Origin of the sequence: Allobosea sp. Leaf344, assembly GCF_001426225.1 — a bacterium.
Classification (GTDB): Bacteria; Pseudomonadota; Alphaproteobacteria; order Rhizobiales; family Beijerinckiaceae; genus Allobosea.
Genome location: NZ_LMRT01000014.1, coordinates 904163 through 919844 on the forward strand (window position 1 = coordinate 904163; position 15682 = coordinate 919844).

13 protein-coding genes and 1 tRNA gene are annotated in these 15682 nt (G+C 69.8%); 5 read left to right on the forward strand and 9 right to left on the reverse strand.

Features of this window, described 5'->3' with window-relative positions; all coding sequences use genetic code 11:
- Positions 1-105: 105 nt before the first annotated feature.
- Entirely contained in the window at positions 106-1833 is a 1728-nt protein-coding gene (locus tag ASG72_RS16100) for a type I secretion system permease/ATPase (protein WP_056714101.1), read from the forward strand.
- A gap of 11 nt (positions 1834-1844) precedes the next feature.
- Positions 1845-3182: an HlyD family type I secretion periplasmic adaptor subunit gene (locus tag ASG72_RS16105; RefSeq protein WP_082540389.1), complete on the forward strand. Its 1338-nt coding sequence runs from the start codon at positions 1845-1847 to the stop codon at positions 3180-3182.
- Positions 3183-3491: 309 nt separating this feature from the next.
- Here the strand turns inward: ASG72_RS16105 and ASG72_RS16110 are convergent.
- A tRNA-Glu gene (locus ASG72_RS16110) sits at positions 3492-3566 on the reverse strand.
- A 203-nt stretch (positions 3567-3769) separates the two neighbouring features.
- On the reverse strand, positions 3770-5569 hold the full coding sequence (gene recJ / locus ASG72_RS16115) for a single-stranded-DNA-specific exonuclease RecJ (RefSeq protein ID WP_056714105.1): 1800 nt from the start codon (positions 5567-5569) through the stop codon (positions 3770-3772).
- 381 nt (positions 5570-5950) lie between these two features.
- Here recJ and ASG72_RS20415 point away from each other — a divergent pair, with 381 nt between their 5' ends.
- Both ASG72_RS20415 and trmFO read left to right on the forward strand, forming a co-directional pair.
- The gene (locus ASG72_RS20415; RefSeq protein ID WP_156396003.1) at positions 5951-6106 is read left to right on the forward strand and encodes a DUF1127 domain-containing protein; all 156 of its coding nucleotides are present in this window, start codon (positions 5951-5953) and stop codon (positions 6104-6106) included.
- A gap of 159 nt (positions 6107-6265) precedes the next feature.
- Positions 6266-7675: a methylenetetrahydrofolate--tRNA-(uracil(54)-C(5))-methyltransferase (FADH(2)-oxidizing) TrmFO gene (gene trmFO / locus ASG72_RS16120; protein WP_056714856.1), complete on the forward strand. Its 1410-nt coding sequence runs from the start codon at positions 6266-6268 to the stop codon at positions 7673-7675.
- Between the two features lie 62 nt (positions 7676-7737).
- Here trmFO and ASG72_RS16125 read toward each other — a convergent pair whose 3' ends face one another.
- From ASG72_RS16125 to yajC, 5 genes are all read right to left on the reverse strand, one after another.
- Positions 7738-8625, reverse strand: a complete 888-nt coding sequence (locus tag ASG72_RS16125) for a phytoene/squalene synthase family protein (RefSeq protein WP_056714109.1) — start codon at positions 8623-8625, stop codon at positions 7738-7740.
- Between the two features lie 175 nt (positions 8626-8800).
- Positions 8801-9178, reverse strand: coding sequence for an MTH938/NDUFAF3 family protein (locus ASG72_RS16130; RefSeq protein WP_056714859.1), 378 nt, complete (start codon positions 9176-9178; stop codon positions 8801-8803).
- A 38-nt stretch (positions 9179-9216) separates the two neighbouring features.
- Positions 9217-10170 (reverse strand): protein translocase subunit SecF, encoded by a 954-nt coding sequence (gene secF / locus ASG72_RS16135; protein ID WP_056714112.1) that lies wholly within the window; start codon positions 10168-10170, stop codon positions 9217-9219.
- A 25-nt stretch (positions 10171-10195) separates the two neighbouring features.
- Positions 10196-11806, reverse strand: a complete 1611-nt coding sequence (gene secD / locus ASG72_RS16140) for a protein translocase subunit SecD (RefSeq protein WP_056714114.1) — start codon at positions 11804-11806, stop codon at positions 10196-10198.
- Between the two features lie 54 nt (positions 11807-11860).
- Entirely contained in the window at positions 11861-12145 is a 285-nt protein-coding gene (yajC, locus tag ASG72_RS16145) for a preprotein translocase subunit YajC (RefSeq protein ID WP_056714117.1), read from the reverse strand.
- A gap of 238 nt (positions 12146-12383) precedes the next feature.
- On the opposite strand from yajC, the gene ASG72_RS16150 reads away from it, so the two are divergent.
- Entirely contained in the window at positions 12384-13271 is an 888-nt protein-coding gene (locus ASG72_RS16150; protein WP_056714863.1) for an ATP-binding protein, read from the forward strand.
- 100 nt (positions 13272-13371) lie between these two features.
- Here the strand turns inward: ASG72_RS16150 and ASG72_RS16155 are convergent, their stop codons facing one another.
- Both ASG72_RS16155 and ASG72_RS16160 read right to left on the reverse strand, forming a co-directional pair.
- Complete coding sequence (locus tag ASG72_RS16155; RefSeq protein WP_056714119.1) at positions 13372-14709, reverse strand: LysM peptidoglycan-binding domain-containing M23 family metallopeptidase; 1338 nt, start codon at positions 14707-14709, stop codon at positions 13372-13374.
- Between the two features lie 216 nt (positions 14710-14925).
- The gene (locus tag ASG72_RS16160; RefSeq protein ID WP_056714122.1) at positions 14926-15588 is read right to left on the reverse strand and encodes a methyltransferase domain-containing protein; all 663 of its coding nucleotides are present in this window, start codon (positions 15586-15588) and stop codon (positions 14926-14928) included.
- Positions 15589-15682: the final 94 nt, after the last annotated feature.

The window sequence follows — 15682 nt, forward strand, 5'->3', positions numbered from 1 at the left end:
CGACTGCGCTTATTCCGCATGATGTCACAAAATTGAATCACCGGCTCTCTAGAAGGCGATCGGTCCGCGTCATGCGTTCGATCTGTCATTCCGTTGAGTTTTCCGATGCGCGGGCGCGATACCGAGGTGATGAAGTCTGCATTGGCTTCCTGCCGGACCGGCTTTGCCGCCGTCGCCCTGTTCTCGGCCGTCGTCAACATCCTGATGCTGACCGGCTCCATCTATATGCTGCAGGTCTATGACCGGGTGCTGCCGTCGCGCAGCATCCCGACACTGGTGTCGCTCTCGCTGATCGCCGCAGCGCTCTACATCCTGCTCGGCACCTTCGACTGGCTGCGCACCCGCCTGCTGGCCCGCATCGGCATCGCGCTCGACCGGGCGCTGTCGGCTCCGGCCGTGCTGGCGATCCTGCGGCTCTCCCCGCAGGCCCAGCCCGGCACCCAGCTGATGCGCGATCTCGACAGCGTCAGGACCTTCCTCTCGGGCCCCGGCCCCACCACCTTCTTCGACCTGCCCTGGATCCCGCTCTATGGCGGGCTCTGCTTCCTGCTCCATCCCCTTCTCGGCTGGACCCTCGTCGCCGGCGCGGTCGTCCTGGCACTGCTGGCTCTGCTGACGGAAGTGCTGACGAGGCGCCCCAGCGCCGAATCCGCCCGCATCGGCGCGCGGCGAATGGCGATGCTCGAGACCGCGCGGCGAAACAGCGAGCTGATCGCCGCGCTCGGCATGGAGCGCCGCGTGCTGGCGGGATTTGCCGGGCTGAACGATCGTTATATCGGCCATGGCCTGGCAGCGGCGGAGATCGGCAGCGGCCTCGGCGCCCTGTCGCGTGTGGTCCGCTTCATGCTGCAATCGGCGCTGATCGGCATCGGCGCGCTGCTGGTCGTCAACGACCAGGCGACGGCGGGCGTCACCATAGCCGCCTCGATCCTCGGCAGCCGCGCCCTCGCCCCGGTCGAGCTCGCCATCGCGCATTGGCGGCCCTTCATCGCCGCGCGCCAGGCCTGGGGCCGGCTCGGCGAGGCGCTCGGCGTGCCCACCCATCACCCCGCCGTCGCGCCCGAGCCTCCGGCCCGCACGCTGGCGCTCAAACAGGTTTTCGCCTGCGCACCGGGCGGCAGCCTGCCGGTGCTCAGGGATGTCAGCCTCGCCTTGAAGGCCGGGGACGGGCTCGCGGTGATCGGCCCCTCCGCCTCGGGAAAATCGACGCTGGCGCGGGTGATCACCGGGGTCTGGCCGACGGCGCGGGGCGAGCTGCGGCTCGACGGGGCGACGCTCGACCAATGGAGCGCCGAGCAGCGCGGCAGCACGATCGGCTATCTCCCGCAGGATGTGCAGCTCTTCGACGGCAGCATCGCCGAGAACATCGCCCGGATGGATCCGGAGATGACGGAAGCGGCGGTGATTGCCGCCGCCAAGGCCGCCGGCGCCTATGAGATGATCCTGTCGCTGCCGCAGGGCTTCGAGACGCCGATCGGCGAGCAGGGCGGCCATCTCTCGGGCGGCCAGCGCCAGCGCATCGCGCTCGCCCGCGCGCTCTACCGCGACCCGTTTCTGGTGGTGCTCGACGAGCCCAACGCCAATCTCGACGCGGAGGGCGACAGCGCCCTCGCCCAGGCCGTCAGCGGCGTGCGCAAGCGCGGCGGCATCGTCATCGTCATCGCCCACCGCCCATCCGCCCTGGTCGGGATCGACCTCGTCATGGTCCTCTCGGCCGGCGCGGTCCAGGCGCTCGGCCCGAAGGAGGAGGTCTTGCGGATGAGCCTGGCCCCGCGGGCCGCGCCGCTCGCCAGCCCCCCGGGCCGGGCGCAGGTCGCGGCGTCCCGCCCCTAGAGGTCACGCCGATGCCGCTCGCCCTGCCCTCGCCTGCCACCACGCCGCCCGGGCGCCCGCTCGCCGATCCCTGGCGCTCGATCCGCCGCATGGCCCTGGCCGGGATCGCGACGCTGATGATCCTGTTCGGCACCATCGGCATCTGGGCCGCGACGGCACCCTTGTCGAGCGCCGTGATCGCCTGGGGCCGGGTCGTGCTGGAGCATAATCTGCGCCGGATCCAGCACCCCGCCGGCGGCGTGGTCGCCGCCATCCATGTCCGCGACGGCGACCATGTCGAGGCCGGCGCCGTGCTCGTCCGGCTCGACGCGACCAATGCAAGGGCCGCGCTCTCGCTGATCGAGATCGAGCTCGGCCGCCTGATCATCCGCAAGGCGCGGCTCGAGGCCGAGCGCGCGGGTCAGGATGGCTTCGCCCCGCCGATGCCGGCGATCGCCGACGCGGTCCCGGCGATCGCCGAGGCGCTGGCGACCGAGCAGGGCGTGTTCCGGGCGCGGCGCGAGGCAATGGCGGGCCAGGTCGCGCAATTGCGCGAGCGGATCGAGCAGGCGCGCCGCGAGATCGAAGGGGTGGCGGCCCAGGCCGGCGCCAAGCGCGACCAGGCGCAGCTGATCGGGCACGAGCTGGAGGGGGTGCAGAAGCTCTTCGACCAGAATCTCGTCTCGCTCTCGCGTCTGACGACTTTGCAGCGCGAGGCCGCGCGGCTCTCCGGCGAGGAAGGCAGCCTGGTCGCCGAGCTCGCCCGAATCCGCGGGCGCATCGCGGAGACCGAGCTGCAGATCCTGCAGGTCTCGCAGGATCTGCGCCGCACCGTCTCCGAGGAGCTGCGCGATGTCGAGGGCCGGATCGCCGATCTGTCGGAGCGGCGCGTCGCGGCGCTGGACCAGCTCGCGCGCATCGAGATCCGCGCGCCGCAGGCGGGGATCGTGCATCAGAGCACGGTGCACACGGTCGGTGGCGTCATCGCCGCCGGCGAGCAGATCATGCTGATCGTGCCGGAGAGCGACGGGCTGCTGGTCGAGGCGCGGGTCGATCCGGCGATGATCGACCGCCTCCGCCCCGGGCAGGACGTGCTAGTCCGCTTCACCGCCTTCGACGCCGCCACCACCCCCAGCCTGACCGGTCAGCTGCAGCACATCGCGGCCGAGCTGACGACGGACCAGCCCTCCGGCGTCAGCTACTACACCGTCCGCATTCAGCTGGAGCGCACCGAACTCGACAGGCTCGGCGGCAAGGCGCTGGTGCCGGGCATGCCGGCGGAGGCCTTCATCCAGACGGGCGCACGAACCGCCCTCGCCTATATCGCCAAGCCGATCCAGGACCAGCTGTCCCGCGCCTTCCGCTATTGAGCCGAGGCCGTTCGGCGCAGGGGGGGCGCGGATGCGGGGGGCCTGAGGCATGATCGAGGGCCGAACGACTGCGCGGGAAGGCGCGCGAACAGGCCGGCTGCTGCCGGATCGGCGGACGGCCCGCGGGCCGCAAAGGCCGGAAATTGAGCACGCGACGAATTGCGATCAGCAGCCTGCGAACCAGCCGCGCGCGAACAGGCGAGGATTGCTCACATCGATGACGGGATTGACGAGATTGGACAGTCGACTGGGCTAAGGCTCCAGCCGCCACTCGGCGGCCTCGCCGGCACTCGCAGTTCTGTGCGGAAATGGCGCGACCTACGGGAGTCGAACCCGTCTCCCCAGCGTGAAAGGCTGGTGTCCTAACCGATAGACGAAGGTCGCAGGCTTCGGCTGCCGGGGCGAGGCCCCTGCGAAGCGGCCCGACGTATAGTGGCAGCCTCGGCGCTTCGCAAGCGTCAGTTCGGCCCGCGCCACCATCTATTTTGCCGCATCATGCTTTTCCGCCTGAAGCCACCAGGCCGATCCGACCGGCCGGAGCGGCGCCGGCCGGCCCCGTCGCCGCCGAGCTCGGCCGTCGCGGCGGCTCAGACGGGCTTGGCCATGTCCAGCACCCGCAGCTCCGCCTTCTCCTGGCCGCCCCAGCGGTTGAGCGTCAATGTCGCGGCGAGATGCAGCGGCTCGCCCCGGGCGGCCAGCAGCGCCCGGCCCAGCGGTTCCTGGGCGCAGCGAAAGGCGATGCCGCCGACGCTGGCGCCGTCGCCGCTGCGCAGCTTCACCCGGACATGGCCGCCGCTGCCGATCTCCTGCGCCTCGATCAGCCGATGCGCCGGCAGCACGAAGACCGGCTCGGGACTGCCGGAACCGAAGGGGCCGGCGCGGTCGATCTCGGCCAGGAGCTTCGGCGTGCAGCCGCCGGCGCTGAGCGCGGCGTCGATCATCAGCGCCTCCGCCTCTTCCGCCGCCGCCACCTGCTCCGCCAGATGCGCCATGATGAAATGATGGAAATCCTGCTGCTGTCCGGCCGCCAGGGTGATGCCCGCCGCCATGGCGTGGCCGCCGCCCTTCACCGCATGGCCCGCATCCACCGCCGCCCGCACGGCGCGCCCGAGATCGACCCCCTGGATCGAACGGCCCGAGCCCGTGGCCCCGCCGGAAGGGTTCAGCGCCAGCGCGAAGGCGGGCCGCCGGAAGCGCTCCTTCAGCCTCGCGGCGACGAGGCCGACGATGCCGGGATGCCAGTCGGCGGAGGCGGCCATCAGCACCGGCTGCTCCGGGCTGCGCATCAAAGCGTGCTCGGCCTCGGCGGTCGCCTCCAGCACCGCCTGCCGCTCGATCTCCTGCCGCTCCTGGTTCAGCCGGTTCAGCTCTTGGGCGATCGCCCGCGCCTCGATCTCGTCCTGCGTCAGCAGCAGCCGCGCCCCCAGCGCGGCATCGCCGATCCGGCCGCCGGCATTGATCCGCGGGCCGAGCAGGAAGCCGAGATGCCAGGGCTGCACCGGCCCGTCGAGCCCGGCGCAATCCATCAGCGCGGCGAGGCCCGGCCGCGTCCGCCCGCGCAGAATGGCCAGGCCCTGGCGGACGAAGGCGCGGTTCAGCCCGAGCAGCGGCACGACATCGGCCACCGTGGCCAGCGCCACCAGATCGAGCGCCTCCAGCAGATCGGGCTCCGGCCGGCTTTGCCAGAAGCCGCGGCGGCGCAGCTCGCCGCGCGTGGCGACCAGCGTCAGGAAGACGACGCCCGCGGCGCAGAGATGGCCGAGCCCGGTGAGATCGTCCTGGCGGTTGGGGTTCACCAGCGCCGCGACCGAAGGCAGCTCCTCCGGCGCCTGGTGGTGATCGAGCACCACCACATCGAGCCCGAGCGCGCCTGCCTGCGCCAGCGGCTCATGGCTGGTGGTGCCGCAATCCACCGTCACCAGCAGGCTGGCACCCTCGCCCGCCAGCATGCGGATCGCCTCGGTATTGGGCCCATAGCCTTCGATCAGCCGGTCCGGGATATGGATGCGCGGCCGCGCCCCCGCCTGCGTCAGGAAACCGGCGAGCAGCGCCGCCGAACAGGCGCCGTCGACATCGTAATCGCCGAAAATGGCGACGGCTTCGCCGCGCTGCACGGCATCGGCCAGGCGCGCCGCCGCAGCCGCCATCCCGGTCAGCGAGAGCGGATCCGGCAGGAGATCGCGCAATTTCGGAGCCAGGAACGCCTCCGCCTGATCGGGCTCGACGCCCCTGCCCGCCAGCAGCCGGGCGAGCAGCTCCGGCGTCCCCTCGCGCTGCGCCAGCGATTCGGCCCGGCCGAGCCCTGCCGCATCCAGCCGGTCGCGCCAGGGACGGCCGAGGACGGAGCGGGAAACCCCCAGAAACAGGCGATGAGGCGATGTCGGCATGCGTCCACCGGTCGCCGATGCGGCGGTCCAGGTCAACCGAATCGTCGTCTGACGGCCGGTGCGGCTCCGTCACGCTTCCCATGCAACTCGTGAGCGCCTGCAACATGCCCATTATAGGAGCAGTTTTCCAGGGAGACTCTGACGCACCTCGCCAATGATGAATTTTAAGGCAGTTATTCGGAGCGAAACGCGGGCATGCACGGCGCCAGGAGCGGGCGACACCGGATAAGTGACGTTTTTCTTAATTCGTCATGCTTACGATGCATAACGGAACTGATTATGAGCCTCTGTGAGGGGCACGGGGCCTGACTTATATGCAGTGCACAACGAATTCATCGCTGTCGGGGCTTTTCCCCCCGTCAAAGACCTGGAGACCCAACCATGTTCCTCACCATGATCGCCGCCAAGATCCGCAGCTATTTCCGCTATCGCGAGACCGTTCGCGAGCTCTCGCGCCTCACCGATCGCGAGCTCGATGATCTCGGCCTGTCGCGCTCGGAGATCCCCTTCGTCGCGCGGACCCACGCCGCCATCTAAGCCGATCCTCGGCCGAACCGTTTCTCCCGGGCTCGTGTCCTCCCCGCGAACCCGGTCGAAGAGCGAATGCCCGCCGCGAGGCGGGCATTTTGCGTTTTGGGGCGGCGATCTCGGGCGCGCCCCTTGACCTCGGCGCAGGCTGCGGACACATCGCAATCCATGACAAACCCCGTTCACATCATCGGCGGCGGGCTCGCCGGCTCCGAGGCGGCCTGGCAGGTCGCGCAGGCCGGCGTCCCCGTCGTGCTGCACGAGATGCGCCCTGTCCGCGGCACCGACGCCCACAAGACCGAGGGGCTGGCGGAGCTGGTCTGCTCCAACTCCTTCCGCTCCGACGATTCGCTCGGCAATGCTGTGGGCCAGCTGCATTGGGAGATGCGCCGGCTCGGCTCGCTGATCATGGCGAAGGGCGACCAGCACCAGGTCCCCGCCGGCGGCGCGCTGGCGGTCGACCGCGACGGGTTCTCGCAGGCGGTGACCGCGGCGCTCGCGGCGCATCCGCTCGTCACCATCGATCGCGGCGAGATCGCGGGGCTGCCGCCGGCCGCCTGGGACAACGTCATCATCGCGACCGGCCCGCTGACCTCTCCCGCCTTGGCGCAGGGGATCCAGTCGCTCACCGGCGAGGATGCGCTCGCCTTCTTCGACGCCATCGCGCCGATCGTGCATTTCGACTCGATCGACATGGACCAGGCCTGGTTCCAGTCGCGCTACGACAAGGCCGGTCCCGGCGGCACCGGCGCCGACTACATCAATTGCCCGCTCGACCGCGACCAGTACGAGGCCTTCATCGACGCGCTGCTCGCGGCCGAGAAGACCGAGTTCAAGGAATGGGAGGGCACGCCCTATTTCGATGGCTGCCTGCCGATCGAGGTGATGGCCGAGCGCGGCCGCGAGACGCTGCGTTGGGGCCCGATGAAGCCGGTCGGCCTGACCAACAGGCATAATCCCACGGTCAAGGCCTATGCGGTGGTGCAGCTGCGCCAGGACAATGCGCTGGGTACCCTGTTCAACATGACGGGCTTCCAGACCAAGCTGAAATATGGCGAGCAGGCCGCGATCTTCCGGATGATTCCGGGGCTGCAGAACGCCGAATTCGCGCGGCTCGGCGGCATTCACCGCAACACCTATCTCAACTCGCCGAAGCTGCTGGATGAGCGGCTGCGGCTGAAGGCGGAGCCGCGCCTGCGCTTCGCCGGGCAGATCACCGGCTGCGAGGGCTATGTCGAGAGCGCCGCCATCGGCCTGCTCGCCGGGCGGATGGCGGCGTCGGAGCGGCTCGGCGCGGAACTGACGCTGCCGCCGGCGACCACCGCGCTCGGCGCGCTGGTCAACCACATCACCGGCGGCCATATCGTCACCATCGACGAGGGACCGCGCTCCTTTCAGCCGATGAACATCAATTTCGGGCTGTTTCCGCCGATCGAGGGCCAGGCGACGCATGGGCCGGACGGCAAGAGGCTGAAGGGCCCGGCCAAGAGCCTCGCGCGCAAACATGCGCTGACGGCGCGCGCCAAGGCCGAGATGGAGGCCTGGGCGGGCGGAATCGCCGCGCAGGCGGCCGAATGAGCGCGCGCAGGCGCTGACCATGCCGGCCGCCGGGCCGGCGGCATCGCTCCCGGCGAGTCGGCTCAGCGGCGCGCGGCGCGCCAGATCGTCCATTGCCGCTGCCAGGATGGCAGGGTGATGATCGTGCGGTAGGGGTCGTAGCCCGGCCGCTCCATCCGCCGGAGATAGGGCTCGACCAGCGCGACCGGCAGGAAGGCCGGCGCGGCGCTGCTCGGAACGCTGTCGCGCAGTTCGCGCAGCCGGCGCAGATGGTCGCGGGCGATCTCGCGCAACTCCTTGAGCGTGTAGAGCACGCCCGGCCCGCCACGGCCGCGCACGATATCGTCACGGATGACGCCGTTGCGCCCGAGCAGATCGCCCGGCAGATAGACCTGGCCTGCCGCCGCATGCCAGGGAAAGGCACGCATCAGCCCGCACAGCGCATAGGCGACACCGGCATGGCCACAGGCCGCCGCGCCGCCGGAATCGCCGCCATTGGCCAGGATCAGCGTCGCCAGCCTGATCAGCGCGCTCGAGGTCTCCCCGGCATAGCCTTCGAGATCCCGCAGCGAGGGCATCGGATCATCGTAGAGATCGAAGATGCGCGCCTCGATCAGCCCGGTCAGCGGCGCGATCGGCAGCCGATAGCGCGCCACCGTGTCGAGCAGCGCGGCGGCGACGGGGTGCGATTGCGCATCGCCGCGCGCCTGCCCCTCCAGCAGGTCGCGCCACCATTGCATCCGCACCTCGCCCGGCAGCGGCTCGCTGACCAGGGCCCGGACCCGAGCGATCTCATGGCTGAAGGCGTAGAGCGCGAAGAGCGAGGGGCGCTGCGATTCCGGCGCGTAGAGCGTCGCGATATAGCGGTCGTGATCATGCTCGCGCACCAGCGCCGCGCAATGCGCATAGGCCTCCGGCAGCGCGGTCGGCGCGGCGTCGGGGCGGTGGTCGGTTTGCGTCGTGTCTGGCATCGCAGCTCTCGGCGGCCGGTTTCGGATCAGCCGGTGGTGCAGGCCAGTCTAGGCCAAGGCGGGCCCGGCTGGCTATGCCTGAAGCGACCGGCGCATATGCCCGGCACCGCGTGCCGCAGCTGCGGGAGCGCCGGAGGCGGCACCCGGCTCTCGCGCAGAGATGACGGCCGCCGCGTCAATCGACCGCGATCAGCGCGGCGGCCACCCGCCGGTCTTCCGCGACCAGGACGTTGTAGGTGCGCGCCGCGGCGCCGGTGGCCATGCCCTCGACGGTGATGCCCAGCGCCTTCAACCCCTCGCGCAGGGCGGGCGGAACGAAGGCGATGTCGGCGCCGGTGCCGATCAGCAGGAAATCGATGCCGGCCGCTTCGTCCAGCACCGGCTGGAGGCTCTGCAGGTCGATCTCGGCGAAACGCGTCACGGGCCAAATCCTGATCCCGGCGGGGGTCACCAGGATCGAGCCGCGATGGCTCATATCGGCGAAGCGGAACCCGCCGGCGCCGAAACTGTCGATCTGGTAGCGGCCCGGTACAAAACCGTCGAAGACCGGCATGGCGATCACCCGCTGCGGCGCAGAGGCATCGGCGAGGCTCAGGCGCTCGCCTTGGCCTTGGCCTTGATCTCGGCCTCGTCCTCGGCCTGGTCCAGCCGTCCCGCCCGCACATCGAGATAGAGCAGCACGGGCGTCGAGACGAACATCGCGGAATAGGTGCAGATCACCACGCCGAACAGCATGACCAGAGCGAAATCCTCGATCGCGGTGCCGCCGAACAGCACCAGCGCCACCAGCGCCAGGACCGTGGTGGTCGAGGTGATGGCGGTGCGCGACAAGGTCGTGTTCACCGAGAGATCGAGCAGATCCGGGATCGACATCGTCTTGTAGCGGCGCAGCAATTCGCGCGTCCGGTCGAACACCACCACCGTCTCGTTCAGGGAATAGCCGACGATGGTCAGGATCGCCGCGATCGAGGTCAGGTTGAATTCGAGCTGGGTGATCAGGAAGAATCCGACCGTCAGCACGATATCGTGCAGCGTCCCGAGGATCGCGCCGATGGCGAGCTGCATCTCGAAGCGGAACCAGAGATAGATCAGCACGCCCAGGATCGCGAGCACGACGCCGAGCGTGCCGGCCTGCACCAGCTCGCCGGAGACGCGCGGCCCCACCGTCTCGACCCGCCGGAAATCGTAATTGGGCAGGAAGGCCTCGCGCGCCTTGACGACGACCGCCTGCTGCGCCGCCTCGCCGCCGGCCTGAAGCGCGAAGCGCATCGAGATCTCGCCGGCGCTGCCGAATTCCTGCACCTCGACCTCGCCGAAGCCGAGGGAATTGGCGGTCTGCCGCACCTGGGAAATCTCCGGCCGGCCGCTCTTGGCCTGCATCTCGATCAGCGTGCCGCCCCGGAAATCAATGCCGAAATTCAGCCCGACCGTCAGGAACAGGAACAGGGTCAGCAGGCTGTAGGCCGCCGAGAACGGATAGCTGAAGCGCCTGAAGCGGACGATCTTGAAGCGGGTATTGTCGGGAACGATGCGAAGCAGACGCATGCGCTATTCTCCTGGAGTGGCAGCGTCAGAACGGAAGGCTCTTGGGCTTCGCCCAACGATACCACAGCGCGATCAGCATCCGCGTCAGCGTCACGGCGGTGATCACGGTCGTCAGAATGCCGAGGATGAAGACGACGGCGAAGCCGCGCACCGGGCCGGAGCCCAGCGCGAACAGCGCCAGCGCCGCGATCAGCATGGTGACGTTGGAATCGACGATCGTCGCGAAGGCGCGCTGGAAGCCGGCCTCGAGAGCCGAGATCAGCGAGCGTCCCTGCTGCGATTCCTCGCGCATGCGCTCATAGATCAGCACGTTGGAATCGACCGCCGTGCCGATCGTCAGCACGATGCCGGCGATGCCGGGCAGCGTCATCGTCGCGCCCAGCACCGACATCAGCCCGAAGATCAGGCAGACATGGACGAGCAGCGCGATGCTGGCGATCAGCCCGAACATCCCATAGGTGCCGATCATGTAGAGGATCACCAGCAGCGTGGCGATCAGGGTCGCCATCTTGCCGGCCTGGATCGAGTCGGCGCCGAGTCCGGGCCCGACCGTGCGCTCCTCGACGATGGTCATCTTCGCCGGCAGCGCGCCGGCCCGCAGCAGGATGGCGAGGTTGTTCACCGATTCCACGGTGAAATTGCCGGAGATCTGCCCCGAGCCGCCGGTGATCGGCGATTGGATGACGGGCGAGGAGATCACCTTGTTGTCGAGCACGATCGCCAGGGGCCGGCCGAGATTCTCGGTGGTCGCCTGGCCGAAGCGCTGCGCGCCGCGGATGTTGAAGCGGAAATTCACGATCGGCTGCGAGGTCCGCGAATCGAAGGCCGGCTGGGCGTCGATCAGATCCTCGCCCTCGACGATGACGCGCCGCTCGACCGGCACCAGCGAACCGCCGGCATCCTGCGAGGGCAGCATGTCGACATCGCCGCCCTGCCCCTCCGCCACCATGCGGAATTGCAGCTTCGCGGTCTGTCCCAGAATATCCTTCAGGCGCTGCGGGTCCTGCAGGCCCGGCACCTGCACCAGGATGCGGTCGAGACCCTGGCGCTGGATGTTGGGCTCCGTGGTGCCGAGCGCGTCGACGCGGCGGCGCAGCACCTCCATCGCCTGCTCGACGGCGCGGCGCACCCGCTCATTGGCGCCGGCCTCGGTGACGGAGACCTGGATCAGCCCGTCCGGCTGCTCGACGATGTCGAGCGTGCTGTTGCCGGAGGGGCCGAAGGCGCCGAGCGTCCCGACCGGCTGGGCGAGCTCGCGCAGCTTCGGCAGCAGCCTGGCGCGGTCCGCGGCCTCGGCGACGCGCAGCTGCACGCCGCGCGGCGTGGTGCCGATTCCACCCTGGATGCCGACCCGCTCGTCGCGCAGAATGCGCCTGACGTCGTCGCGCAGCTGCAGGACCTGGCTGCGGACGAGTTCCGCCCGGTCGATCTCCAGCAGCACATGCGAGCCGCCCTGCAGATCGAGCCCGAGCACCACCGCATGGATCGGCAGCAGGATGCGCGGGATCCAGGACGGCGCATTCGCCTCGATCGCCTTGCGGGTCTCGGGCGAGAACAGGTTCGGCAGCGCGAAGCCGCAGCCGAAGAGCAGCACGAGCAGGACGACGACGACCTTGCGGGTCTGGAAACGGAGCATCTGCGTGTAAAGCCTTGTTGTCGCGCTTCGGCCCCCTGCGAGGCCGTGGCCTCGTTAGCTCTTGGCCGTCTCGGCCTTGACCGGTTCCGTCTTGGAGCGGACATCCGTGATCATGCCCTTCACCAGGCGGACCCGGACGCCATCGGCGATCTCGGCCTCGATCTCGCCATCGTCGATCACCTTCGAGACCTTGGCGACGATGCCGCCCGAGGTCACGACCGTGTCGCCACGCCGCACGTTCTTGATCATCTCCTGATGCGCCTTCACCCGCCTCTGCTGCGGGCGGATGATCAGGAACCACATGATCACGAAAATCAGCACGAAGGGCACGAGCGACATCAGGATGTCGTTGGTGCCGCCGCCGGCGGCTTGAGCAAAGGCAGGGGTGATCACGAAATAGCTCCTCGGTCGCGGCGGCGTTTCCAGGCCACCTGCCGCCCGGAGGCGGCGAAATTCGGTTCGGGCCGGAAATTCGCGCGGACTATAGCCAGCGACGCCGGTAAATCAATTGCAGGCGCCCGAGATGGACCACCAGCGCGCCATCACCTATGAGCTTGGCGACCTTCGCGCAATGGCCATGGCTGAGATGACTGCTCCATCCCGAGATCTGAAGCTCGACACCCTGCTCCGCATCGCCGCCGCGCTCGAGCGGCTGGCCCCGCCGGAGCGCCGGCCGGCCGATCTCGCCGCCGCCGACGCCTTCGTCTGGCAGCCGGCCGCCCATGAGCTCAGTCCCGTCCCGCGCGTCAACCGGGTGGAGCTGTCGCTGCTGCGCGGGGTCGACCGGGTGCGCGATACCCTGGCCGAGAATACCGAGCGCTTCGCCCGCGGCCTGCCGGCCAACAACGTGCTGCTCTGGGGCGCGCGCGGCATGGGCAAATCCTCGCTGGTCAAATCGGTCCATGCCGACACCAACCGGCGGCTTTCAGGCGCGGCCCTGCCGCTGAAGCTGATCGAGATCCACCGCGAGGACATCGAATCCCTGCCGGCGCTGATGGGGCTGCTGCGGCCGGACCGGCACCGCGCCATCGTCTTCTGCGACGATCTCTCCTTCGACGGGCAGGACACCTCCTATAAATCGCTGAAGGCGGCGCTGGATGGCGGCGTCGAAGGGCGTCCCGACAATGTCGTGTTCTACGCCACCTCGAACCGTCGGCATCTGCTGCCGCGCGACATGATGGAAAACGAGCGCTCGACCGCGATCAACCCGGGCGAAGCCGTCGAGGAGAAGGTCTCGCTGTCGGATCGCTTCGGCCTCTGGCTCGGCTTCCACAAATGCAGCCAGGACGAATATCTCGCGATGATCGAAGGCTATGTCGGGCATTTCGGCCTGGAGATCGCCCCAGATGCCTGGCGCCGGGAGGCGCTGGAATGGGCGACGACGCGGGGCTCGCGCTCGGGCCGCACCGCCTGGCAATACATCCAGGACCTGGCCGGGCGGCTCGGCAAGCGGCTGGAGGGCTGAGCCCCAGGCCTCCAGACAAATGGAACGGGGCGGCCTTTCCTGGGACCGCCCCGCCTTGTTCCGATCGGTGGGGTCTCGCGGGTACCGATCGAATGCCGGATCAGTTGTTGAGATAGGGCGTCGGGTCGACCGGCGAGGCGCCCTTGCGCAGTTCGAAATGCAGCTGCGGCGAGGAGACATTGCCGGACTGGCCGGAATTCGCCACGACCTGGCCGCGCTTCACCGTATCGCCGCGCTTCACCTTCAGCTCGCCATTATGGGCATAGGCCGAAACATAGCCGTTGGGGTGGCGGATCAGGACGAGATTGCCGTAACCCTTCAGCTCGTTGCCGGCATAGGCGACGGTCCCGCCCTCGGCGGCCTTGATCGGGGTGCCCTCGGGCACGGCGATGTTGATGCCCTCGTTCCCGCCCTTGCCGCTGAAGCCGGCGATGACGCGGCCACGGGCCGGCCACCGGAAATCGGCGCGCTCGGACGCGTCCTCCTGCGGCTGCGCCTTCGGCAGGCTCGCCGTGGTCCGCGGCTCCTCGGCCGGAGCCGGCGCAGCCTTCGGCGCGACGGTCACGGGGGTGGCGGGGGCGCTGGCGACGACGGTCGGCGCCGGCTTGGCCGGGGCCGGGGCGGGCTGCACGGCGACGGCCTGCGCCGCGGGGCGCTTGACCTCGGCGACGGCCGGAGCGGCCGGGGCCTTGGCGGCAGCCGTCTTTTTGGCTTCGGCCTTGGCCTTCGCCTCGGCCGCGAATTTGGCGCGGGCCTCGCGCATGGCGGCGGCATCGGCCGCGGCCTTCGCCTTGGCCTCGGCGGCGGCCTGGGCCTTGGCCTCGGCGGCGGTGGTCTTGGCCTCCGCAGCGGTCTTGGCCCTGGCCTCGGCCACGGCCTTGGCGCGGCTCGTCGCATCCGGCGTGGCGGCCACCTGCCGCTGCGGCGCGACCTGCGGCGCCTGGGCGACGACGGTGCGGCGCGCCGGCTCCGGCCTTGCGTCGCTCTGGACCTGCGCGACCTGGGCGCTGCGGGCCGGAGCCGGCGCAGCGGCACCGGAGGCGTTGTAGACGGGAATGGTCAGGCGCGAGCCAGGCGCGACCTCCGGGCTGGAGAGGCCATTGGCCGAGATCAGCGCCGCGCGCGGCACGCCGTAGCGCGACGAGATCACGTCGAGGGTCTCGCCTTCGGCGATCACGATCGGGGTTCCGCCCTGGGCCGACCAGCCGCCGGCGGAGCCTGCGACGGGCGTGACCGGCGCGCTGCGCAGGGCGACGGCCGATTGCGGCGGCGGCAGAGGCTGGGAGCGCACCGCGGTGGCGCTGGCCGGCGCGGCATAGGAGCCGCCGACCGGCGCGGCCGGAGCGCGGTTGATCGAGCCCGTGGTCGCGGGATCACGCGCGGCCGGCGCCTGGGCCGTCTTGAAGGGGTTGGCGAAGGGAGCTTCGGTGAAGCGCATCGTATCCGATGAGCAACCGCTGACGCCCAGCGCTAGCAGGCAGACCGTCGACACTCGCAGGACGACGCTGGGCTGGCACGATCCGACTTTGCTACGCATGGATGGGGCACTCGCGAACAACGCAACTCGATGAAGGCATTAAAGCCCCGTTCAGGTTACGAAACCGTTTCGCGTCATGGCCTGCTCTTCATTTTCCGCACAGTTCGCCACAATTCTTTACAGGGCCCGCGCCAGCCCGGGCGCCAGCGGCGGCAGGCGCAGGGGCGGGCCGAGCGCGTGATCGACCGAACCATCCGCCAGCCGCGTCACCACCACCCGGCGCGCCGCGCCCTCGACCCTGAGCGCACCGACCAGCCTCCCGCCGGGCGAGAGCCGCGCGAGCAGCGCCTCGGGGATCGATTGCGCGACGCCATTGACCAGGATGCGGTCGAAGCGGCCGAGCGTCCTGTCGGGCTGGAAACCGTCGGCATGGCGCAGATCGACGCGCTGCTCCTGCCCGCTGCCGGTGATTCGCTCATGCGCCGCCAGCGCCAGGGTGCGATAGCGCTCCAGCGAGACCACCTCCCCGCCCATCGCGGCGAGCAGCGCCGTGACATAGCCCGAGCCGGTGCCGATCTCGAGCACGCGCACCGCCTGCTGCATGTCGAGCGCACCGAGCATGGCCGCCACCGTATGTGGCGCGGTCATGGTCTGGCCGCAGGGCAAGGGCACCGACACGTCCTGCCGGGCGAGATCGGCGAAGCGCGTCGGCGCAAAGCGCTCGCGCGAGACGCGCTCCATCGCCCTGAGCACGGTGAGGTCGCGCACCCCCTGCGCCCGCAGCGACAGCAGGAAGGCGACGGTGCGCTCGCCGGCGCTGGAAGCTTCATCCGCGCTCATGCTGTCTCCACCGGCTGTTGGGGCTGCGCCGCCCGATTTCGACCTGACACGACATCACCCGTCATTGCGAGCGCAGCGAAGCAACCCAGGGGGC

Coding starts and splice junctions, on each gene's coding strand:
- ASG72_RS16100 (WP_056714101.1), top strand. CDS start 106: ATGCGCGGGCGCGATACCGAGGTGATGAAGTCTGCATTGGCTTCCTGC.
- ASG72_RS16105 (WP_082540389.1), top strand. CDS start 1,845: ATGCCGCTCGCCCTGCCCTCGCCTGCCACCACGCCGCCCGGGCGCCCG.
- recJ (WP_056714105.1), bottom strand. CDS start 5,569: ATGCCGACATCGCCTCATCGCCTGTTTCTGGGGGTTTCCCGCTCCGTC.
- ASG72_RS20415 (WP_156396003.1), top strand. CDS start 5,951: ATGTTCCTCACCATGATCGCCGCCAAGATCCGCAGCTATTTCCGCTAT.
- trmFO (WP_056714856.1), top strand. CDS start 6,266: ATGACAAACCCCGTTCACATCATCGGCGGCGGGCTCGCCGGCTCCGAG.
- ASG72_RS16125 (WP_056714109.1), bottom strand. CDS start 8,625: ATGCCAGACACGACGCAAACCGACCACCGCCCCGACGCCGCGCCGACC.
- ASG72_RS16130 (WP_056714859.1), bottom strand. CDS start 9,178: ATGCCGGTCTTCGACGGTTTTGTACCGGGCCGCTACCAGATCGACAGT.
- secF (WP_056714112.1), bottom strand. CDS start 10,170: ATGCGTCTGCTTCGCATCGTTCCCGACAATACCCGCTTCAAGATCGTC.
- secD (WP_056714114.1), bottom strand. CDS start 11,806: ATGCTCCGTTTCCAGACCCGCAAGGTCGTCGTCGTCCTGCTCGTGCTG.
- yajC (WP_056714117.1), bottom strand. CDS start 12,145: ATGTCGCTCGTGCCCTTCGTGCTGATTTTCGTGATCATGTGGTTCCTG.
- ASG72_RS16150 (WP_056714863.1), top strand. CDS start 12,384: ATGGCTGAGATGACTGCTCCATCCCGAGATCTGAAGCTCGACACCCTG.
- ASG72_RS16155 (WP_056714119.1), bottom strand. CDS start 14,709: ATGCGCTTCACCGAAGCTCCCTTCGCCAACCCCTTCAAGACGGCCCAG.
- ASG72_RS16160 (WP_056714122.1), bottom strand. CDS start 15,588: ATGAGCGCGGATGAAGCTTCCAGCGCCGGCGAGCGCACCGTCGCCTTC.